Annotated in this window: 17 protein-coding genes, 1 rRNA gene and 1 other annotated feature; of the genes, 9 read left to right on the forward strand and 9 right to left on the reverse strand. The window is 40.1% G+C overall.

Annotated features, from left to right (window positions below; all coding sequences use genetic code 11):
* From KO511_RS14030 to rluD, 4 genes are all read right to left on the reverse strand, one after another.
* Positions 1-89 (reverse strand): 16S ribosomal RNA (locus tag KO511_RS14030); the annotation flags it as partial.
* A 611-nt stretch (positions 90-700) separates the two neighbouring features.
* Positions 701-3274, reverse strand: a complete 2574-nt coding sequence (clpB, locus tag KO511_RS14035) for an ATP-dependent chaperone ClpB (protein WP_215988038.1) — start codon at positions 3272-3274, stop codon at positions 701-703.
* 97 nt (positions 3275-3371) lie between these two features.
* Positions 3372-4100 carry a peptidoglycan editing factor PgeF gene (pgeF, locus tag KO511_RS14040; RefSeq protein WP_215988039.1) on the reverse strand — a complete coding sequence of 243 codons (729 nt, stop codon included), beginning with the start codon at positions 4098-4100 and terminating at the stop codon, positions 3372-3374.
* A 1-nt stretch (position 4101) separates the two neighbouring features.
* The gene (gene rluD, locus KO511_RS14045; protein WP_215988040.1) at positions 4102-5079 is read right to left on the reverse strand and encodes a 23S rRNA pseudouridine(1911/1915/1917) synthase RluD; all 978 of its coding nucleotides are present in this window, start codon (positions 5077-5079) and stop codon (positions 4102-4104) included.
* Between the two features lie 130 nt (positions 5080-5209).
* On the opposite strand from rluD, the gene bamD reads away from it, so the two are divergent.
* The 6 genes from bamD to yjjX all read left to right on the forward strand — a co-directional run bounded on the left by bamD (position 5210) and on the right by yjjX (position 12164).
* Complete coding sequence (gene bamD, locus KO511_RS14050; RefSeq protein ID WP_215988041.1) at positions 5210-5935, forward strand: outer membrane protein assembly factor BamD; 726 nt, start codon at positions 5210-5212, stop codon at positions 5933-5935.
* A 423-nt stretch (positions 5936-6358) separates the two neighbouring features.
* Positions 6359-6688 carry a ribosome hibernation-promoting factor, HPF/YfiA family gene (hpf, locus tag KO511_RS14055; protein WP_215988042.1) on the forward strand — a complete coding sequence of 110 codons (330 nt, stop codon included), beginning with the start codon at positions 6359-6361 and terminating at the stop codon, positions 6686-6688.
* A 127-nt stretch (positions 6689-6815) separates the two neighbouring features.
* Positions 6816-6935, forward strand: a sequence feature (Phe leader region).
* Positions 6936-6948: 13 nt separating this feature from the next.
* Positions 6949-8127 carry a prephenate dehydratase gene (pheA, locus tag KO511_RS14060; protein WP_215988043.1) on the forward strand — a complete coding sequence of 393 codons (1179 nt, stop codon included), beginning with the start codon at positions 6949-6951 and terminating at the stop codon, positions 8125-8127.
* Positions 8128-8289: 162 nt separating this feature from the next.
* Positions 8290-9336 carry a polyamine ABC transporter substrate-binding protein gene (locus KO511_RS14065; protein WP_215988044.1) on the forward strand — a complete coding sequence of 349 codons (1047 nt, stop codon included), beginning with the start codon at positions 8290-8292 and terminating at the stop codon, positions 9334-9336.
* Positions 9320-11665 (forward strand): putative bifunctional diguanylate cyclase/phosphodiesterase, encoded by a 2346-nt coding sequence (locus KO511_RS14070; RefSeq protein ID WP_215988045.1) that lies wholly within the window; start codon positions 9320-9322, stop codon positions 11663-11665. Before KO511_RS14065 ends, KO511_RS14070 begins: the two co-directional genes overlap by 17 nt.
* Positions 11631-12164, forward strand: a complete 534-nt coding sequence (gene yjjX / locus KO511_RS14075) for an inosine/xanthosine triphosphatase (RefSeq protein ID WP_215988046.1) — start codon at positions 11631-11633, stop codon at positions 12162-12164. Before KO511_RS14070 ends, yjjX begins: the two co-directional genes overlap by 35 nt.
* A 17-nt stretch (positions 12165-12181) precedes the next feature.
* Here the strand turns inward: yjjX and trpR are convergent, their stop codons facing one another.
* Together trpR and sltY are read right to left on the reverse strand one after the other, a co-directional pair.
* The gene (trpR, locus tag KO511_RS14080) at positions 12182-12478 is read right to left on the reverse strand and encodes a trp operon repressor (protein WP_215988047.1); all 297 of its coding nucleotides are present in this window, start codon (positions 12476-12478) and stop codon (positions 12182-12184) included.
* A 29-nt stretch (positions 12479-12507) separates the two neighbouring features.
* Positions 12508-14463 (reverse strand): murein transglycosylase, encoded by a 1956-nt coding sequence (sltY, locus tag KO511_RS14085; protein WP_215988048.1) that lies wholly within the window; start codon positions 14461-14463, stop codon positions 12508-12510.
* A 453-nt stretch (positions 14464-14916) separates the two neighbouring features.
* Between sltY and ettA the strand changes: the two genes are divergently transcribed.
* Complete coding sequence (gene ettA / locus KO511_RS14090) at positions 14917-16584, forward strand: energy-dependent translational throttle protein EttA (RefSeq protein WP_215988049.1); 1668 nt, start codon at positions 14917-14919, stop codon at positions 16582-16584.
* Positions 16585-16746: 162 nt separating this feature from the next.
* Positions 16747-17118, forward strand: coding sequence for a PilZ domain-containing protein (locus KO511_RS14095; protein WP_215988050.1), 372 nt, complete (start codon positions 16747-16749; stop codon positions 17116-17118).
* 129 nt (positions 17119-17247) lie between these two features.
* On the opposite strand, the gene tyrA is transcribed toward KO511_RS14095, so the two are convergent.
* The 3 genes from tyrA to nagZ all read right to left on the reverse strand — a co-directional run bounded on the left by tyrA (position 17248) and on the right by nagZ (position 20638).
* The gene (gene tyrA / locus KO511_RS14100) at positions 17248-18375 is read right to left on the reverse strand and encodes a bifunctional chorismate mutase/prephenate dehydrogenase (protein WP_215988051.1); all 1128 of its coding nucleotides are present in this window, start codon (positions 18373-18375) and stop codon (positions 17248-17250) included.
* Between the two features lie 12 nt (positions 18376-18387).
* Positions 18388-19461: a 3-deoxy-7-phosphoheptulonate synthase gene (locus KO511_RS14105; RefSeq protein WP_215988052.1), complete on the reverse strand. Its 1074-nt coding sequence runs from the start codon at positions 19459-19461 to the stop codon at positions 18388-18390.
* A 190-nt stretch (positions 19462-19651) separates the two neighbouring features.
* Positions 19652-20638, reverse strand: coding sequence for a beta-N-acetylhexosaminidase (gene nagZ / locus KO511_RS14110; protein ID WP_215988053.1), 987 nt, complete (start codon positions 20636-20638; stop codon positions 19652-19654).
* A 324-nt stretch (positions 20639-20962) separates the two neighbouring features.
* On the opposite strand from nagZ, the gene KO511_RS14115 reads away from it, so the two are divergent.
* On the forward strand, positions 20963-21481 hold a 519-nt coding region (locus tag KO511_RS14115; RefSeq protein WP_215988054.1), incomplete at its 3' end, for an anhydro-N-acetylmuramic acid kinase.

Genomic DNA, 21481 nt, shown 5'->3' on the forward strand with positions numbered 1-21481 from the left:
TAGCAAGCTACTTCTCGTTTCCGCTCGACTTGCATGTGTTAGGCCTGCCGCCAGCGTTCAATCTGAGCCATGATCAAACTCTTCAATTTAAAGTTTTGATTTCCTAACTAAATAGGATTGGGCTCAATGAATACTGACTTCAAAACTAATATTCATTCGAAAATGAACATGTCATTCTAAAGCTATTATCGTTCCAACAGAACGATAATGAATTGACTGTGCCAAATAATGCCTTTCTACAAGAGAAAGTCGTTATTCGTATTGGTCACTCAGTTCATTGATACCAAATGATTCCGAAGAATCAGTTTTTGATTTTACTTTTATAAAAAAGTGAAAACCAAAAGTTGGATTATCATCAACGAGTGCCCACACAGATTGATAGGTTTATATTGTTAAAGAGCAATTCTTCTTTGGTTTAGTTAACTCTCAAAGAAGAGGCGGCTATTCTAGCGATATAAAATATAGTGTCAAACACTTTTCTTTATTTCTCTTGAGGTTACTGCTGTAACCTTCATGGCCACAGTGATGTCAAACTCTTCATGTCTGACAACGAGAGCGGATTATAGGGAAGTATTTCGATAGCACAAGGGAAAATTAGTAAAAAACCTTCCCTTAGGTATCGTTTGCTCAAAAAACAGTCTAAATTTAGAAGTTGTATACGATTAGAGGGCTAAACAGCCCTCTATAATTAAGTATAACGTCATTGCTGAGCGACAATTTGATCTTTACTCACCGATAACTTAATTACTTTATCCGGTATCACCTTCCCTGCCAGTATTGCTTTGGCAAGAGGATTTTCGACACTCTGTTGAATAGCGCGCTTTAATGGTCTAGCTCCAAACACAGGGTCAAATCCAGCTTGAGCAATAAATTCAAGTGCCTTATCAGTCACTTGTAACTTATACCCTCCATCTTCCATGCGTTGGGTAAGTCTATTCAATTGAATCGATGCGATAGATTTAATATGTTCTTGGGCAAGAGGGTGGAAAACGACACTTTCATCAATTCGGTTAAGGAACTCTGGACGAAAATGTGTATTAACCACTTCCATGACTTGCTCTTTCATGCCTTGATAATCAACAGTGCCAAAGTTCTCTTGAATTTTTGCCGAACCAAGGTTTGACGTCATAATCACAACAGTATTACGAAAATCAACTGTTCGACCTTGTCCATCTGTAAGTCTTCCATCATCCAACACTTGCAGTAGTATGTTAAATACATCAGGGTGAGCTTTCTCAACTTCATCTAGCAAAATTACCGAGTATGGCTTTCTTCTTACCGCTTCCGTTATATATCCCCCTTCTTCATACCCAACATATCCTGGAGGAGCTCCTACAAGCCTAGCCACTGAATGTTTTTCCATAAATTCTGACATATCAATGCGCACCATTGCATCTTCACTGTCAAATAAGAAGTTGGCCAGAGTCTTACAAAGCTCTGTTTTACCTACTCCAGTTGGGCCTAGGAATAGAAACGAGCCAATTGGCTTGTTAGGATCTGACAAACCTGCCCTGCTGCGACGAATGGCATTAGAAACCATTTCTACCGCTTCTTTTTGACCGATAACACGAGCATGAAGAACCTCTTCCATCCGTAACAGCTTTTCTTTTTCAGCTTCAAGCATCTTGGATACAGGGATACCCGTCTGCTTAGATAGTACTTCAGCAATCTCGTTATCTGTCACCTTATTACGTAGTAAGGTCATCTCCTGCATCTCAGCCTGGGTAGCAAGATCCAACTGTTTTTCTAATTCTGGAATCCGTCCATACTGAAGTTCAGACATCCGATTAAGATCGCCAGCACGACGCGCAAATTCCATATCCATACGTGCTTGCTCTAGTTCGCTTTTAATATGCTGTGTCCCGGAAAGGGCTGCTTTCTCGGCATTCCATACTTCTTCTAACTCAGCAAAAGCACGCTCTTTATCCTGAAGTTCTTCATTAAGGTTGAAAAGACGTTTTTCACTTGCTTCATCATGTTCGTTAGTCAGAGCTTGCTGCTCTATTTTCAGCTGTACTATTTTACGTTCAAGTTTATCCAAGGATTCAGGTTTGGAATCAATTTGCATTCGTATGCTTGATGCCGCCTCGTCAATCAAATCTATGGCTTTATCTGGCAACTGACGATCGGAGACATATCGATGTGATAAACTTGCAGCGGCAACAATCGCTGGGTCAGTGATCTCCACATGATGATGAAGCTCATACCGCTCCTTAAGACCGCGTAAAATTGCGACCGTATCTTCCACCGAAGGTTCATCGACTAACACCTTTTGGAAACGGCGCTCAAGGGCAGGGTCCTTTTCTATATATTGACGATATTCATCCAAAGTTGTCGCACCAACACAGTGAAGCTCACCCCTCGCTAAAGCAGGCTTAAGCATATTTCCTGCATCCATAGAACCTTCACCTTTGCCTGCACCGACCATAGTATGAATCTCGTCTATAAATAGGATTATGCTTCCTTCTTCTTTAGACAGTTCATTCAAAACAGATTTAAGGCGCTCTTCAAACTCCCCTCGATATTTAGCTCCAGCGACCAAAGCCCCCATGTCGAGAGACAAAACGCGTTTATTTCGCAGGCCTTCTGGAACCTCATTATTTATAATACGCTGAGCCAAGCCCTCAACAATTGCAGTTTTACCCACACCTGGCTCGCCAATGATTACCGGGTTATTTTTAGTTCGTCTTTGCAATACTTGGATGGTGCGGCGAATTTCATCATCTCGGCCAATAACAGGATCTAACTTACCTTGTTCAGCTCGCTCAGTAAGGTCAATAGTAAACTTTTCAAGTGCCTGGCGAAGTTCTTCTGCGTTAGGGTCATTGACCGTTTGGCCGCCACGAATTTTATCTATAGCAGCACTCAGTTTTGCTTCGGTTAAGCCCAACTCCTTGAATAGTTCTCCTAAAGGCCCTTTATCTGCAACAGCGGCAAGAAGAAAAACTTCTGAAGAAATATAAGCATCTTGGCGTTTTTGTGCGACCTTATCGCAAAGGTTGAACACAGTACCCATAGAGCTCGATAGTTGTACATCGCCACCAATACCACTGACTTTAGGTAAGCGATCAAGCATTTCACTCAATTTAGATCTCAAGTGAGTGGCATCGACATCAAGCATAGTGAGTAATGGACGAATAGGACTGCCATTTTGATCCATCAAAGCAACCATGAGATGGACTGGCTCGATATATTGATGATCACGCCCTAACGCCAATGATTGTGCGTCAGATATCGCGATTTGAAATTTGCTGGTGAACCTGTCAAGACGCATATCTACCTTCCTAACCTTAACGAAGAAAAACTCTTTTAGTCAGTATGATAGATGGTTCCGCAACCAGCGACTTTCAAGGGTCAGTAATTCAAAACCGTTACTTTTCTATCCAGATAAAAGTTGCTTGTCGGCCTGTAGCGCCATCTCGGCGATAAGAGAAAAAACGTTCAGGATCAGCATATGTGCACATATCACTATAATAAACATCTAAAACGCTAGCATTATTCAGCCTTTGTGTCGCTAGCATATTCATATCTGCTAGCCATTTTCCCGACATTCCAATACGCTTAAATGCATTTGCTGCAGACGAGTCTATTGAAACAAATGCTTCATAGACATCTTTGCCAACTTCAAATGCTGTCGAACCAATAGCAGGACCAATCCATGCCATTACTTGACCTTGAAATTTTTCTACTGCTTGCTCAATAATTCCACTTGCTAAACCTCGCCAACCTGCATGTACAGCAGCAACTTGGCTACCGGAAACATTTGACAGTAATACAGGTAGGCAATCTGCTGTCATTACAGAGCAAACTACACCCGCCTCTCGGGTAAACAAGCCATCAGCATTGAGCGTGACATCATTTGATTCTGCAACCTCAATCACTGTTGTTGAGTGTGTTTGATTTAACCAGATAGGAGCGCTTGGCATCGAGGACTGCTCAAACAACCAACGACGATTATTTTTAACATCAGTGTCATCATCCCCAACATGCCCACCTAGGTTCAACCCTCTATACGCTCCACTCGAAAAACCTTGACTTCGAGTCGACGAGAAAGCCCTTACATTTGCAGGTGTAGGCCAATTGGGAATGATCACTTCCATATTAAAACTCATCCTCGATGCCATGAACCTGAGCATCTTGCCGTAAAGCGTCTGTCATACACACCATATCTTGAGGTACAGGAGCATGAAACTCCAGTTCTTCTCCCGTTATGGGATGTTCAAATTTGAGCATCACAGCATGCAGAGCTTGCCGGTCGAACTTACGTATCATATCCGCCAGTTCATCAGAAGCCTCTGACGGAATTCTAGCACGGCCACCATACGCTGAGTCTCCAAGCAATGGATGCTGAAGGTAAGCCATATGAACACGAATCTGGTGAGTACGCCCAGTTTCTAGCCTTAACCGGATACGAGTATGCTCACGAAAGTGCTCGGCAACACGATAATGTGTTACTGCCAGCTTCCCCATGGGGCTAACCGCCATCAAAGTACGTTTTGTTGAATGACGCCCAATAGGCTGTTCTACTCGCCCTCCAGCTGTCATACGGCCAATAGCAATGGCTTCATACTCTCGAGTGATATTGCGCTTTTGCAGTGCTCGGACAAGTCTAGTCTGAGCAGGCACGGTTTTAGCAACAACCATCAGTCCTGTGGTATTTTTATCAAGACGATGAACGATGCCAGCACGAGGCACCTCCGCTATATCTGGGTAATGGTGTAATAATGCATTTAATACTGTACCGTCAGGTGTACCTGCTCCTGGGTGAACTACAAAATCACGTGGTTTGTTAATAATGAGAATGTCATCGTCTTCATAAACGATATCCAATGAAATATCTTGCGCTTCCCAGCGCTCCTCATCTTCTAGTTCGGCTTGAAGTGTTATAGTTTCTCCCCCCATCACTTTCGTGCGAGGTTTAGTGACTACTTCTCCATTAACCTGAACTTTTCCATCCTTCAGCCATTCTTTAAGGCGAGAACGTGAAAAATCGGCGAATATTTCTGCAATCGCTTGGTCAAGACGCTGACCTAATTGACTATCTTTTACTGTATTGTTTAATTCAATCTGCTGAGCCATATCGAACTTTTTTAAAAACTGTGGGACTAATTGCCACTAGTATGGAAGAATATTGCTCCATTGTATCTGCTACCGACAAGAAAGTAACGGAAGCAAAAGAAATATTTATCTCAAGGAATCGAATCCTGACATGAAAAAGTATACTTTATCTGGTTTATTAGCATTATCTGTTTTAGTTGGCTGCTCGAGCAGTGATGAGATTGTTCCAGATATTCCACCTTCAGAATTATACTCAGAAGCTCAGGTATCTTTGCAAAGCGGAAACTGGCTAACGGCAATCGATAAGCTTGAAGCCTTGGATTCCAGATACCCGTTTGGTGCTTATTCAGAGCAAGTCCAGTTAGACCTGATATATGCATATTACAAAAATGATGACTTAGCGCTTAGCTTGGCAACGATTGAGCGATTCTCACGTTTAAATCCGACTCATGAAAAACTTGATTGGGTGTTATATATGCGTGGCTTAACTCACATGGCACAAGATCGTAACTTTATGCACGATTTATTTAATGTCGATCGTAGTGATCGAGACCCAGAACCAGTTAAAAAAGCGTTTTCTGATTTCAAAAAGTTACTGGAAAGGTATCCTAGCAGCCCATATGCTGAAGACGCGAAAAAACGTATGATTGCTTTAAAAAACCGACTAGCTAACTATGATCTTGCTACCGCAGATTTCTATCTTCGACGAGAAGCTTGGATTGCCGCAATAAACCGCACACAAGAGTTACAAAAAACTTACCCTGATACTGAAGCTGCGATCAAATCTCTTAACATTCAATTGGCAGCATACCAAGAGTTAGGATTAGAAGATGCGGCTAAGCGCACTCAGCAGTTAATAGACCTTAATCTACAGTAAGTGTGCTTTAAGGTGAGTACTTTTACTCAATGCAACTCTGTTTAATTTGCCTTGAGAGACTTAATAGATAGCCTAGGAATCTGAGTCTCTCAGCTTACTTCCATCTTCATTGACCTAAAAAGGTGAAGCTAGCAAACTAAAGCGTTTTACTTTACAAGTTAAAATCGTTAAAAAGATAGTTATACTTGGGATGATATGACGATCTGTAAATGTTGTTTTTTTAGCCCACAACATCAATAAACTAACAAGTTTTATTCCCATAACAAGCACTTTTCCTGTTCAGATACTCAGTTCTAGATGTCGATCACGTTTGAATTCTCAATCTAAACATATAACCAAAAAGGTGATATGAGTCACGTTATTTTGATTTGAGATAGGTAATCTGAAGTTAATCCATTGAGGATGCTACAGAGGAAAATATCTATGAAAGTAAACATCACTGGTAAAAATATCGACATCACCTCTGCTATCCGATCTCACATAGAGAGTAAATTTAAAAAATTAGAAAAGTGGCAAGTTGATATTATCGGATGCCAAGCATGTTTTAGTGAAGAACCAAATAAACACAAAAAGTTTGAAGCTGTTATTACCGTGCCAAAAGGTAAGCTCGTCGCTTCAGCTGTTCATGAAGACCTTTATGCTGCGGTAAATGAAGTAGAACAGAAACTCGAGCGTCAACTCAACAAGCTTCGCCACAAACCTGAGGCTAGGCGATCTGAAAAGCCTGAACCAGAAGAAATAGAAATTGAGTAACTGACCTCTCAAAAATCGATTAAATGACAATATTGAGAATAGCGCTTAAGGCGCTATTTTTTTGCTTGACGCTGATTAATCGGTTGCTTATTGTGTTAACAATATCACAAGATTACTGACAAACCATGATTCTAGATCGCCTGTTCTTTTTTGACTGCTTTTTACTCCATTAAAACTGGAGGCTCTATCGTTTTCGAAAGAAAAGTCAAAACGAACAGGAAGCCTCCCAGTGGGAGGCTTTTTTAATGAGGACCATAAGGATGACCGATCAAAAATACTCACTCAATGACATTCGATTACGTTTAAATGAGGTAGATGATGAATTGCTCAAGCTTTTATCAGAAAGAAGACAAATGAGCATTGAGGTAGCAAAAAGTAAAGTTCAGACATCCAAACCTGTGCGAGATGCAACGCGTGAACAACAGTTACTAGTTAAATTAATTAATACTGGGCGTGATAAATATGAACTTGATGCGCAGTATATTACCAAGCTATTTCATACTATTATCGAAGATTCCGTCCTACTACAGCAATCTTATCTACAAAACCTTGCCAATCCAGAAATAAGCCGAAAACCATTAGCTCGGGTGGCTTTTTTGGGTTCAAAGGGCTCTTATTCTCACCTAGCTAGCCTTGAATATTTCAGCCGAAAGAATACAGAACTGATAGAATTGAATTGCCAACATTTTAAGGAAGTTGCACAAACAGTTGAGTCTGGACATGCAGACTACGGGGTGCTCCCAATTGAAAATACCAGCTCAGGCTCTATTAATGAAGTATATGATCTACTCCAACATACAACACTTCATATTGTCGGAGAAATGATATTACCAATCGAACACTGCTTAGTCGCCACCTCAGATATCCGTATAGAGGACATAAAAACTCTTTATTCACATCCTCAACCACATCAACAATGCAGCGAGTTCCTAAGTCGAATCAAAGGGGTCACTCTTGAATCTTGCACCAGCACTGCAGATGCAATGAAGAAAGTAAAAGACATAAATCGAGATGACGTTGCCGCTATTGGGCATGCCGCTAGTGGAAAACTTTATGGTCTACAATCTATTCAAACAAATATTGCCAACCAAACTGAGAACCATACTCGTTTTATTGTAGTCGCAAGAAAGCCTGTTGAAGTCTCCAACCAGATCCCTGCAAAAACTACTCTTATAATGTCAACCTCCCAAGAAGCAGGATCTTTAGTTGCCACGTTATTAGTGCTGCAAAAATACTCAATCAATATGAACAAACTTGAGTCTCGGCCTATTATAGGAAATCCTTGGGAAGAAATGTTTTATGTCGACCTAGAAGTTCACCTTGAGTCAGATGATATGCAAAAAGTACTGCAAGAACTAACGAAATTAACAAAACATCTCAAAGTTTTAGGCTGCTATCCAAGTGAGAATGTATCTCCAACGAAAATAAGATTTGAATAAAAAAAAAGATATAGATCAAATAAATAATATCAAATGACTGACACTGATCAGAAAAAAAATTAATATCACTTACATTAGTTGCATATAGATGTAGTGTCAGTCATTTTTAGACATGTCATTTTGAGCGAATTTACCAAAGCATTATGGAACTTCCCGTTTGACATGAGATCACTATTTTTCCTTTTATTAGCATTCACTACGCAAAGCTTTTCAGCACAATCCAATACACCTATTAACATCTATATGTGGGAAGATACTATCTCACCTTATGTCGTTGAAGACTGGGAGTCGTCAACAGGCATATCTCTTGAACCCACACATTTTGATAATGATGATGAACGAAGCCTATTGATGATAAAAAGTCTTCAGTTACCCTTTGATGTTATGATTTTGGATAACGTTTCTGCGCAAATATACGGACGATTAGGTATATTTGAAGATCTTAGTGGTATCAAGAACCGTCAGCATAATGGAAAGAAATGGTTACAAGCTTGTGGTGATTACGCTGTTCCATACTTTTGGGGAACAGTGGGGGTAGCCTATAGAAAAGACCTAGTCCCAAAACCACCAGCTACATGGAATGAATTTGTATCTCCTCCGAAGGAGCTAGAAGGACGTATAGGAATGATCAATGATAGTATTGAAAGTTTCCTCCCTGTATTTTATAGCCTAGGTCTAACGCCTGATGAAGATACCCCATCAATCATCGAAGCCGCTTATCCTCAAATGCAAAGCTTCAACGAAAAGATACTAACTTACGAATATATATTGAGTTACGTAAGGAGTACACAAAGTAATAATGAAAAATTAGCCATGGCTCTTGCCTACAGCGGAGACCAATATTCTCTTAACCGCTACTTTGTCGGTGATAAATGGGGCTTCACTATTCCTGACGGAGAGATTTTCATTTGGGTTGACTGCCTCGCAATAAGCAAACACTCGACCAACTCGGCTAACGCCAAAAAATTTCTAGAATACATTATGGATCCCGATGTAGCTGCAAAGAATGCCATTTTTATCAAAGCTTCGACACCCAATCTAACTGCGTTAAAACAAACGCCTGATTGGTATAAAAATGATGCATCATTGTTTCCACCACAGCAAAGGATAGATCAGGGGCGAGTTGATGTTGAACTATCCTCTAAAAACATCAGCTTACGAACTAAAATACTCAACCGTATTCTAAAAAGTCATGAAACTCAGCACTAGAGTACTATTGCTAGTATCGCCAGTCATTCTAATAAGTGCTGCATTTTCTAGCTACGGTATATATCACAATCAAAAAGATGCGTTGATTAAACGTGAAAATAGCTACCTTCAATTAACAATAGAAAAATTGGCGGGACATTTTCGGCAATCTGTAGCAATATTAAACAGCTACGCCCTGACCCTAACGAAAAGCGATATCATACGCCATTATTTTAACAAGGAAGATAACCCATATCGTGAGATGGAGTTAATCGATACGCTTCACACAACGCTTTCTAGCCTTCAAGTAAACAAAAACAGCGATGTTGCTGTTGCTATTCTAGATTACACCCGTAGTCCATTGTTCTATGCCGATAACCAACTTGACCCATTTTCAAAGCTTGATAAGAATGTACACCAATTCGTCAACTCAAATTACCGGCAGACAGGCAATAGTTCTTTTATTGGTTTTACACAAAACCATCAGGGCCAGAGTATCCTTGTTCGCTATGATGTACTTGATACTGACACTTTAATGACCCCACTCAGCTACAATAAAGATCATTTGTTTTTTGTTGTCGTCTATTTATCGTTAAATAATTTCGATCAACTAAAACATATTATCGAGTTTGACAATGATACCAGTATTTTTTTCAGTGATTACCCTGTTATTAAATCCGGTTTGACTCAATCGGCAGAGCTACTGCCAAAACTTTATGCCGTTTTAGATCCCGCTCAATATCTGCTTAAAGAAAAACTCGACAATATCGAGCAGCGACTACTACTCTTTTTTGGCGCATCAACTGTCATCACTATTTTTATCTTACTGTTTCTCCTCCATCATCGAGTAATAAGTCCTATAATTTTTCTTGATAAACAACTCCGGCAAGTAGAGCAACGCAAGCGCCAAAACATAATTCGCCTTAGTACCAATGATGAAATAGGACGACTATCTGTTCGATTCTATGATATGTACAAAGAGCTAAACTCTAGTTACCAAAAGACTAAAGCAATGGCTGAAAATGACCATTTAACTCAATTAGCTAATCGATATCAGTTTCAGATGTGTGTCGAACAAGCCATCAAAGACAGTCAACAGTCTGATCAAGCTTGGATACTATTTATTGATTTGGACAATTTTAAGTATGTAAATGATAAATATGGCCATCATGTTGGAGATTCACTGCTAATTGATTTCGCAGATCATATACGCGAGTTAAGTGAAAAATATCAGCACCATCATGACACCACATGCGTTGCTTCAAGGTTGTCCGGAGATGAGTTTGCTATCTTTATTACATCTTCACAGCAAAACAACTATTCATATGATCTGGCGAAAGGAATTCTAGACCCTATCCAAAGCTCGAAGAATTCTCCTTTAGGGAACTTTCCTATAACGGCTAGTATTGGCATAGCCACCTACCCTGAAGATGGCCAAGATTTGGAAAGCCTCCTTTCCAATGCTGATACTGCTATGTATCAAGCCAAGCGAGCTGGCAAAAACCAAATAGCACGATACTCACAAGAGCTAGATGAAATTGTTAGACGTAGAAACCAAATAGAGCAAGCACTTAGAAATGGTCAATTCGACGATGAGTTTACTCTTATGTATCAACCATACTTTGATCGCTCAGGTAAAAATATTGTTGGTGTAGAAGCATTATTACGTTGGTTTTCCCCAAACATGGGTAAAGTAAGTCCGGCGGAGTTTATCCCCATTTCAGAAAAGACTGGCTTATTTGGAAAAATAGATCGCTGGGTGATCCTGCAGGCATTTAAAGATTTTGTGACATTACAAAATTGTTTTGGTTACCCCATCCAATTATCAATTAATTTGTCATCTGCAGAGTTAGATTCACAGCAGCTAGCAAGAGACATACAAAGTGCTGCCAAACTATATCACGTAAAACCAAACTTAGTAGATTTCGAAATTACAGAGACCTTCGCTACAGATTCTCAAAGCTACTCCCTGTTACATGAACTATCTATAATGGGGTTCAAATTAGCTATTGATGATTTCGGCTCTGGTTATACCTCCATTACTCAACTAGTGGAGTATCCTGTACAAAAAATCAAGCTTGATCGAGAGTTCCTTACTACTTTGATAAAGACTCAAAATCAAAAAGTAATTAAGCCACTAGTAGATCTATGCCATTCTCAATCTATGATAGTCACTGCCGAAGGCATAGAATCCATCTCTATGTTAAACTGGCTTGCCGAAAACCAATGTGACTATATGCAAGGATATTTTCTTTCTCCACCATTATCTCTATCTGAGCTAAAGTTTCTCAAGCAGACCGAACCAGGGAATAAACATGTCGACGAAGAAAGTTGTTATCACATCTCTTAATCCAGCCAAAAGCAAAGCAGTTAAGAGTGCTTTCGAAGTAGTTTTTAATTCACAAGAATTTGATTTTTTAGCAATTAAGGTTCCCAGCGGTGTTGCAGATCAACCCATGAGCAATGATGAAACCTATAAAGGCGCTATTAACCGTGTACAAAATGCAAAAGAGGCTCACCCACATGCGGATTATTATGTTGGCCTTGAAGCCGGAATAGAAGGCAACGCCACTTTTGCATGGATGATTGTTGAGTCCGCAACACGCAGGGGGGAGTCTCGTTCAGCAAGCTTAGTTTTACCACCTATGGTATTAAAAAATCTGGCTAATGCAAATGAACTAGGCGATGTAATGGATAAGGTGTTTAGCACAGAAAATATTAAACAAAAAGGCGGCGCAATAAGCTTGTTAACTCACAATAAGCTCACACGCAGCGATGTCTATCATCAAGCATTAATTTTAGCGCTAATCCCGTTTACTAATACTGAATACTTTCCCGAAAATCTTTAGAGATGGGATAAAGTTAACTATTCAAGGTTTAGAAGTGAGAACAGCTGCGCTTTCTCGCACTCTGTCTTTGACTTAAGCTCATTAGATCCACGAGTTATTGTGGCAACACCAACTCCTAGCTTGTTACTAATCTGCCGCTGTGAAAGATCACCTTTGAGTAGTTCACAGCAGATGTTCACTCGTGCAATCAAAGCTTCACGCTCATCAGCGGTCAATAACATAGTCAATAACATCTCGTGCTGGTCAGAATTAATACTGGATTTAATCAAATCTAAAATCTGTTGCCACTCGTTATACTCAGGTTGTCTTGCCATTTACTTTTGGACCCTAGGAACGCTATAAATTAATATCTGGCTTCTATCTCATGTTGATTGAGAAATGCACCATCTACACCCAACAAATCACGGTAGTATGTTTCAAACATCAAGATGTTCTGGACATACCCACGAGTTTCCTTAAAGGGAATAGCTTCAATAAATGCATATGCATCTAATCTGCCTTGAGTGCGTTTCCGCCAAGTTTTGACTCGATGCGGACCAGCATTATACGCTGCAAAAGCGAAAACTCGATTATTATCGTACCTTTCTAACAAACCTTTTAGGTAATGGCTGCCTATTTCAATATTTTTCCCTACTTCATATAAGTCTTTACTGCTGCGGTACATCAATTGATATTTTCGAGCCGTATATTTAGCTGTTGAAGGCATAATCTGCATAATACCTCTCGCACCGACAGGTGAACGCGCTAACACATCAAGTGCACTTTCTTGTCTAGCCAAAGACATTAAAGTAATCGGATCTATGCTGTGTTTCTGACCATAAAAATCAAACCACCATTGATGTGCCACTGGAAAGCGAAGCTCAATATTGTCCCACATTTTTGCCTGAATGCTTGCCTTTACACTAAGGTGAGACCACTGCTTGTTAGCAGCATAAGCCGCTAACATTTCTTTCTGAGTATCATTAGCTCGGTTGAGTAACCATTGCCATTCATTTTTTGCCACGGCAATTTTATCTCGTAAAATAAGCTCTTCAATTCGAACCAAAGCTACTCGAAAAGGTTTGACTGTATCTTGCTGAAAAGAAATGGTTGAAATGGGGTAATTAATCGATTGTTTGATCTCTTTCGCCGCCGCAACACTATAGAAATTACGCTGACCTACAATTCGTTCAAGACGTTGACTCCCCTCTTTCTTTTCACCTTTAGCTAACTCACTTCTCCCTAACCAATACTGCCAACGTAAGCTGTTTTTTTTGTTATCAGGAAGTAAAGCAATCCATTTGGTAATACCTTGCCAATCAGCATCTTGTATCGCAAGACGTATACGACGCTCAATTAATTTATAGTTGGTTGAAGTGGCAATTTTTTTATCGCGCCATCGTTCCTGTAACAAAGAATCAGTATTGATTAGTCTAAAAGAGATAAAGTCAGCCAAAACCTGTACCTCTTCGGCTGACATACTTTGTGCTGAGACTACTTGTTCAAAGAGACTAAATGCTGATTTAATATTTTTTCGAGCAAGCTTTTTTAGGGCCATAGCCGTCAAAGAACGATACCAGTCATTACTTGGATGATCAAAAGCAAAGTTCAGTACTTGATCTGGACGGTTATACAAAACTTTCATTTCTTTAGCTTGCTTTTTAGCTTTGGTCGTTCTGAGTTGTTTCCTCAAATAATTCATCAATAAATTGTTACGAGTTTCGAATACTAGCAGCATACGTTCAAGGATATGTTGATCTGTCCTTGCTCCTGACTTATCCCACGCACTAAAGAGGGTATCACAGGCATCAGATATACTTTCACCGGACAGCCAAAGTTTTTCAGCCCCTTCAAAAGCTTTTTCACGATTCCCTGTTTTGTAAAGTGCATAGAAATAATGACATTGGTACGTTTCACCACGAGGTTCATCAGTCTGAAATTCATTTAGTTTTTTCCATTGCTTCCTATGAGCAAGGCTATCAATATAAGGGGCACGAATTCGACCAGAGAAAGGTATAGTCTTGTAGTTATCAATAAAAGTTTCGACTTCTACAGGCGTTTTTTGACCAATATTAACCAAAAATGCTCGATAGTCGGTATAGGGAGTTAGAGGATACTCAGCTATCTGATCGCGAATTTTGAAGTATTGAGATACTTTACCTTTATCCAGCAATTTCTGAGCTTTATCATATGTGGCACGTTGTTGCTGAAGGTCATTAGCCCAAACATGTGGAGCAAAACTTACGCTGCAAACCACCGACCCCAAGAAAAGAGTCAATGAATGAATGCGATGCAGCGACTTAAGAAACGTTAGCGTCATAAGTTCTCATCCCGTAGAGAAGTTAAGGTTTATATCGCAGTATATATTTGATCATTAAAGTAATTTGAAACAATCTAGAAGACAGCGTACTCTTGGGTTCTTATTACACCAAAGCTATGCTCCTCCTCCTTCAATTCGTTAGGTCTTATGAATAAAGAATAGCTACATAAAATAAGCCTTGCCTCATAAAGATTGACCAATGTAAGTTTTAGCTCTTCTAAATGCCCGAGCCTACTCTCCACTATGAATGTATCCTTATTCTAAATAGAACCAAAAACTTAATAGATATAAATACTAATAAAATCATACTAATGTGACACTATCAGTAGTAATCAAGGATAATTAAGAATAAAACGGTCAGAAAGGTCATTCGCTACAGACTAGGTAACAAAGCATCTCATCTTAGTATAAAATACCCCTCTACTTAAATTCATAGTCTAGGGACAATCAGCAATGGCTGAATACGTATATACCATGTCTCGGGTGAGCAAAATTGTTCCACCCAAACGTCAGATTCTCAAAGATATATCTCTCAGTTTTTTTCCTGGAGCAAAGATCGGCGTGCTGGGTCTAAATGGTGCTGGTAAGTCAACTTTACTTCGCATCATGGCAGGCATTGATACAGATATCGATGGTGAAGCGCGCCCTCAACCTGGCTTAAACGTGGGTTATCTACCTCAAGAGCCAATACTTGATGAATCTAAAACAGTTCGAGAAATCGTTGAGGAAGCAGTTTCAGACGTCGCTGGTGCAATGAAGCGACTGGATGAGGTTTACGCCGCTTATGCTGAGCCTGACGCCGATTTCGACTCACTGGCAAAAGAACAAGGTGAACTTGAAGCATTGATCCAAGCCAAAGATGGACACAACCTAGAGAATGCCCTTGAACGAGCAGCAGATGCGCTTCGTCTACCAGAATGGGACACTCCAATCAAACATTTATCTGGAGGTGAACGAAGACGCGTTGCTATTTGCCGCTTGCTACTTGAAAACCCTGATATGTTACTTCTAGATGAGCCAACCAACCACTTAGATGCCGAATCTGTGGCTTGGCTTGAGCGTTTCCTAGTTGATTATACTGGAACAGTGGTAGCCATTACCCATGACCGCTACTTCCTAGATAATGCGGCGGGCTGGATTTTAGAATTAGATAGAGGAGAAGGCATCCCTTGGCAAGGTAATTACACTTCGTGGCTAGAGCAAAAAGATGCACGCCTCCAGCAAGAAGCTTCTCAAGAGAAAGCTCGTCAAAAAACTATCGAGAAAGAACTCGAATGGGTACGTCAAAACCCTAAAGGGCGTCAAGCTAAATCTAAAGCTCGAATGGCACGCTTTGAAGAACTACAAAATAGCGATCACCAGAAACGTAATGAAACCAATGAACTCTTTATCCCACCAGGTGAACGTCTAGGTGATAAAGTTATTGAAGTTAATAACTTAACAAAATCATTTGACGGTCGCGTCCTTATTGATGACCTATCATTTAGTCTTCCAAAAGGAGCTATCGTGGGTATTATCGGGGCTAACGGCGCTGGTAAATCAACGCTGTTTAAGATGCTAAGTGGTATAGAGCAACCTGACTCGGGAACCATTGAAATGGGGGATACGGTTAAACTTGCCTCAGTTGACCAGTTCCGTGACAGTATGGATGATACAAAAACTCTCTTTCAAGAAATCTCGGAAGGTTCGGATATTATCAAGATAAACAATTTTGAAATTCCTGCCCGTGCGTATTGCTCTCGCTTTAACTTTAAAGGAAGCGATCAACAAAAAATCATCGGGGAGCTATCTGGAGGGGAACGTAACCGAGTTCATTTGGCTAAGCTGCTAAAAGCTGGTGGCAATGTGTTGTTACTCGATGAGCCGACCAACGATCTTGATGTCGAAACACTTCGAGCTCTAGAAGAAGCTCTATTAGAGTTCCCTGGATGTGCTATGGTTATTTCACATGACCGCTGGTTCCTAGACCGTATTGCAACCCACATTATTGACTATCGTGATGAAGGACAGGTCAACTTCTATGAAGGTAACTATACTGAGTATATGGAATGGCTGAAGAAAACCTTGGGCCCCGATGCAGCGGAGCCTCATCGAATCAAATATAAGCGTATTAGTAAATAATACTGGCTTATTATTCGAACAAAGGCCGCCTCCATTGCGGCCTTAATTTTTAACTCCGTCGCAAGCAGAGTCATAATGTCATATTATTGATATTAAAGGCCAAGTGGTAGCTATTCTTTATTTAACGATTTTGACCATTGGGTAGCACAGAGAGAATCAACCATGATAGAACGTCGACAATTTTCGCGAATTATATATCAGACACCAGCGGTATTATCGCAAAAGAACAAGGTAGTCCATTGCTTTATATGCGACTTATCCTTGCATGGATTACTACTAACATCAGATAATTCTGACGATTTAAGTCTCAATACTATGGTAGATGTAGAATTTGCACTTCAAGACACTGACATAATCATTGAATTAGTGGGAGAAGTGGTAGGACTCAATGGTAATGTAATACGCCTAAGCATCGACCATATAGACATTGATAGTATTGGCCACCTCAAAAGGCTAATTGAATTAAACGTAGGAGACGATGAGCTGTTACACAGAGATATCGAGCACTTAACAGATTTAGGTGAATACCACTAATACAGCAGCACCCTAAAGATTAAAGGTATCGCGATAGATTAAATATTTAAAATAAGGTAAAGGATAACTAAAACAAACAATAATAGCCCACATCAAGTGAGCCAAACGGTGGTGTTATTAACAGAATAACTAGCCTCGGTGGATAGAATCATTTGCCTGTTTCAATAGATTTTGACTTTCATGCATAAATTGCTGAGAGTAGTCTCCAAACCAATCACTGACATTATTAAATTTAGCCACAAACTCTTGTTTATCTCGACAATCTAAAATATCTATAGCTTCTCCAAAACATTGATGGAAGCGTTTTATCATTTGTACATTCTCATCAGAGGAAAGTATAATATCTCCATATAAATTAGGATCTTGACCAAACAAGCGGCCTACCATAGCCAACTCAAGACGATAAATAGGCGAGCTAAGTTGCAAAAGCTGTTCGATATTCGGATTTTCTCTACTCAAATGCAACCCATAGGTAAATGATGTAAAGTGACGTAATGCTTGAATTAAAGTCATACCATGATCGTGTTCAGCCGCATCCATATCACATAAACTCGCCCCCCAAATTGAAAGCTGTTTGAGTAGCCATTGGTAATCTTCTTCCCCACGACCATTACAATGAACAACCACTTGCTTAGCTAGGCTTGGAACATCAGGGCCAAACATTGGATGAAGGCCGACGACTGGTCCATGATGGACATCAAGCATAGCCTTTAATGGACTAGCCTTAATTGAAGTAAGGTCGCATAAAATACAACTTGGAGGCAGGTTATCCAACTTTCTAATGACTTCCAGAGTATGATCAATGGGCACAGTTACCATAACTAAGCCAGCTTTAGATAATATTTCATTAGCTTGGTTCCAATCACCACTTTCAATCACCTCGACTTGATAGCCGGACAACTTAAACATCCTACCAAATAAACGTCCTAACTTACCGTAACCACCAACAATAACAACAGTCCCCAATTTCGGTTTCAAACACTTAAAACCTGAGTCTTTTTCACTCGCGTAGGACTCACGCATAGTACGGCGCAAAATATCTTCAATAAGCTGTGGAGGAACCCCTTTCTTTATCGCTTCTTCACGGCGGGAGGAAAGCATGGCCGCTTCCCGATCTGGGGCATAAATTGGCAAACCATGGATACTTTTCACCTCACCCACTTTCTCTACTAAAGCCAACCGCTGTGCTAGTAAATCTAGAATTTGTTGATCTACTGCGTCAATTTGATCACGCAACTCGTTTAATTCAACAGCCATTGATATTCCTTGTTAACTTTTAAACCTATGCTCCAAAAATGGGACAAGTTCAGTATACGCATGACGTAATAGTGCCTCAGTGGTCTCCCAATTAATACAAGCATCGGTGATTGATACACCATATTTCATGTCATTTAGTGCAATATTCGAAGCTTGATTTCCCTCGTTGATATGACTTTCTATCATTAAACCTATGATAGATTGGTTACCTTCACAGATCTGGTGAATTACATCTTCAGCGACCAATGGCTGCCGACGGAAATCTTTGCACGAATTCGCGTGGCTACAATCAACCATTAAAGATACTTCTAAGCCTGATTTCTCCATCTCTTGCTCACATTCTGTAACAGATACAGAATCATAGTTAGTCTGCTTTCCTCCGCGCAAAATAATATGACCGTTAGTATTCCCCTGCGTTGTGAGCTGTGCCACTTGCCCTTCACGACTTATTCCCATAAATCTATGACTTGAAGATGCAGCCTGCATAGCATTTATTGCCGTAGACAAACTACCGTCAGTACCATTTTTAAATCCAATGGGCATTGATAATCCACTGGCCATTTCTCGATGGGTTTGTGATTCAGTTGTTCTAGCGCCAATTGCAGCCCAACTGAATGTATCGGCAAGATATTGAGGACTAATCGGGTCGAGTGCCTCTGTTGCTAAAGGTATTTCCATTTCAGCAAGATCCACCAGTAACCTTCGGCCAACGTGTAAACCCTGTTCGATATCAAAGGAGCCGTCAAGCTGAGGATCATTAATCAACCCTTTCCAGCCAATCGTCGTGCGAGGTTTTTCAAAGTAAACACGCATAACGAGATAGATTTGATCACCAAGCTGCTCAGAAAGAACTTTTAGACGCCTTGCATAGTCTTTAGCTGCATCAATATCATGAATTGAGCATGGCCCACAAACCACCAATAAACGATGATCTTTTTTATGAATAATGTCAGATATTGCTTGACGAGATTGTTGAATAAAATGGCGAGCACTGTCACTCAGAGGAAATTTTACTTTTAATTCTTCAGGTGTAATCAGTACTTGCTCTTCAATAATATTAATATTGCTCAATTCACTTTTTTGCATAACACATCTTCGTATAAATATATTTACATTAAATCACCTCACGCCTGTAAGGTAGGTTTTAAATACCTTATCAGGCTGTATCAAAAACTCAAGTCGTAAACAAAAAAACACACTGTAAAAAAATACTTACACTAGCGTACATTGAAATATTTCAGTCCAAGATATACTTAGCAGTGGAGATTTATTGTATTCATCCTTCAAGAATACGTTTCATCGCATCAACAGCAAACTTCCACTCTCGACTACGACAAAGTTCGGACAAGCTAAAGGATTGCTTCTTCAATAAATTTACTGCTTGCGGCACTTTGCTTATTGCTAAATGATCTAGAACCTCGATCTGAGCATCACGTTGGTTGCACACAAGCACCATATCGCAGCCCGCCGCTAATGATTTTTGTGCACGCTCAGCAACAGAGCCCATGACTGAGGCCCCTTCCATAGTGAGATCATCAGAGAAAACCAGACCATCAAAGGCTAATTGTTCTCTTAATACATTCTTTAACCAATATTTAGAGCCGCTGGCAGGTTCTGAATCGTAATGAGGAAAAATAACATGTGCAGGCATCATGGCATCGAGCAGATTATGTTTAATCTGAGCTTCGAAAATTGCCATGTCCTGGTCAAATATTGACTCTCGATAATCAAAAGGAGTTTCAAGATGAGAATCTGCAACCACACCGCCGTGCCCAGGAAAATGCTTTCCTGTAGTTGACATGCCTACAGCTTTCATTCCACGCATATAAGCACTGCTATGGAGAACTATGGTGTCTATATCTTCACCAAAAGAGCGACTACCGATAGCTTTCGATTGATGACCTTTATCTAGTACAGGAGCAAAGCTAAGATCAATGTCATGAGCAATCAATTCAGCAGCCATAAGCCAGCCACCGAGCTCTGCCATCTTTTCACCGTTATCTTGCTTAGCATACAAATTAGCAGCAGGAATAGAGGAAAAGCCTTGGCGAAAACGTTGCACTCTCCCTCCTTCTTGATCGACACCAATAAGGATTGATCGCTTTGCCGCTAGGCGGATAGCTTTGTTCAATGCCAATAACTGCTCATTATCATAGTAATTTCGAGAAAATAGTATGACTCCACCGACTGTAGGATGCTGAAGAATCTCTTTATCTTCAGCGGTCAATTCATACCCTTCCACATCAAGCCATAAAGGTCCCATATAATCAGTCCTCAGATATTTCACATAGCATCAAAAAATTAATTCAATTTAGAGGCTACTTTTACCACCCACTTAAAAACAGCCATCTATCCTCACGCTAGGATACGAAGAAAATAGTAAGATCTCCATATCACCTGCATCGTCTTTTTTATTTTCAACCTGTGCACCCAGCAAATCTTACTAACCATATCCCCTTAATAAACCCACCTATCCTTTGAAAATTTGACTGTATAACTTATGAAAATAGTGGTTTATCTATCGCTTTTTGGTCCAGTATCATCGCATACTATGGTCTAGAGTATATTTAAAGGAAAACTAGTGGCTATGAATACAGAGCTATATATTGGCCTTATGTCTGGTACTAGTCTAGACGGTATAGATGCTGCATTAGTTGAAATATCTGATAAGAATATAAAGTTAATAGCTTCAAAAGCTTATATCATACCAAACGGCATTAAACAGCAGGTGTTAGGTGTATGTTTGGGTCAAAAAACAGATCTGAAACAACTTGGAGAATTAGACCATCAATTAGGGCATTTGTATGCAGAATCTGTGCAAGATTTACTTAAAGAGACTGGATACAATAAAAAACAAATATCTGCAATTGGTAATCATGGGCAAACTGTTTTCCATCAGCCTACAGGTAATACTCCATTTACCATACAACTAGGAGATGCCAACATAATCGCGGCGAAGACAGAAATTACAACTGTAGCAGATTTTAGACGCAAAGATATTGCACTAGGTGGTCAGGGCGCACCATTAGTTCCAGCCTTCCACCATGCCCTCTTTCATTCAAAAGAAACAACCACAGTGGTAGTCAACATTGGTGGTATCGCTAAC

This window comes from Vibrio hepatarius, from assembly GCF_018860525.1.
GTDB classification, from domain to species: domain Bacteria; phylum Pseudomonadota; class Gammaproteobacteria; order Enterobacterales; family Vibrionaceae; genus Vibrio; species Vibrio hepatarius_B.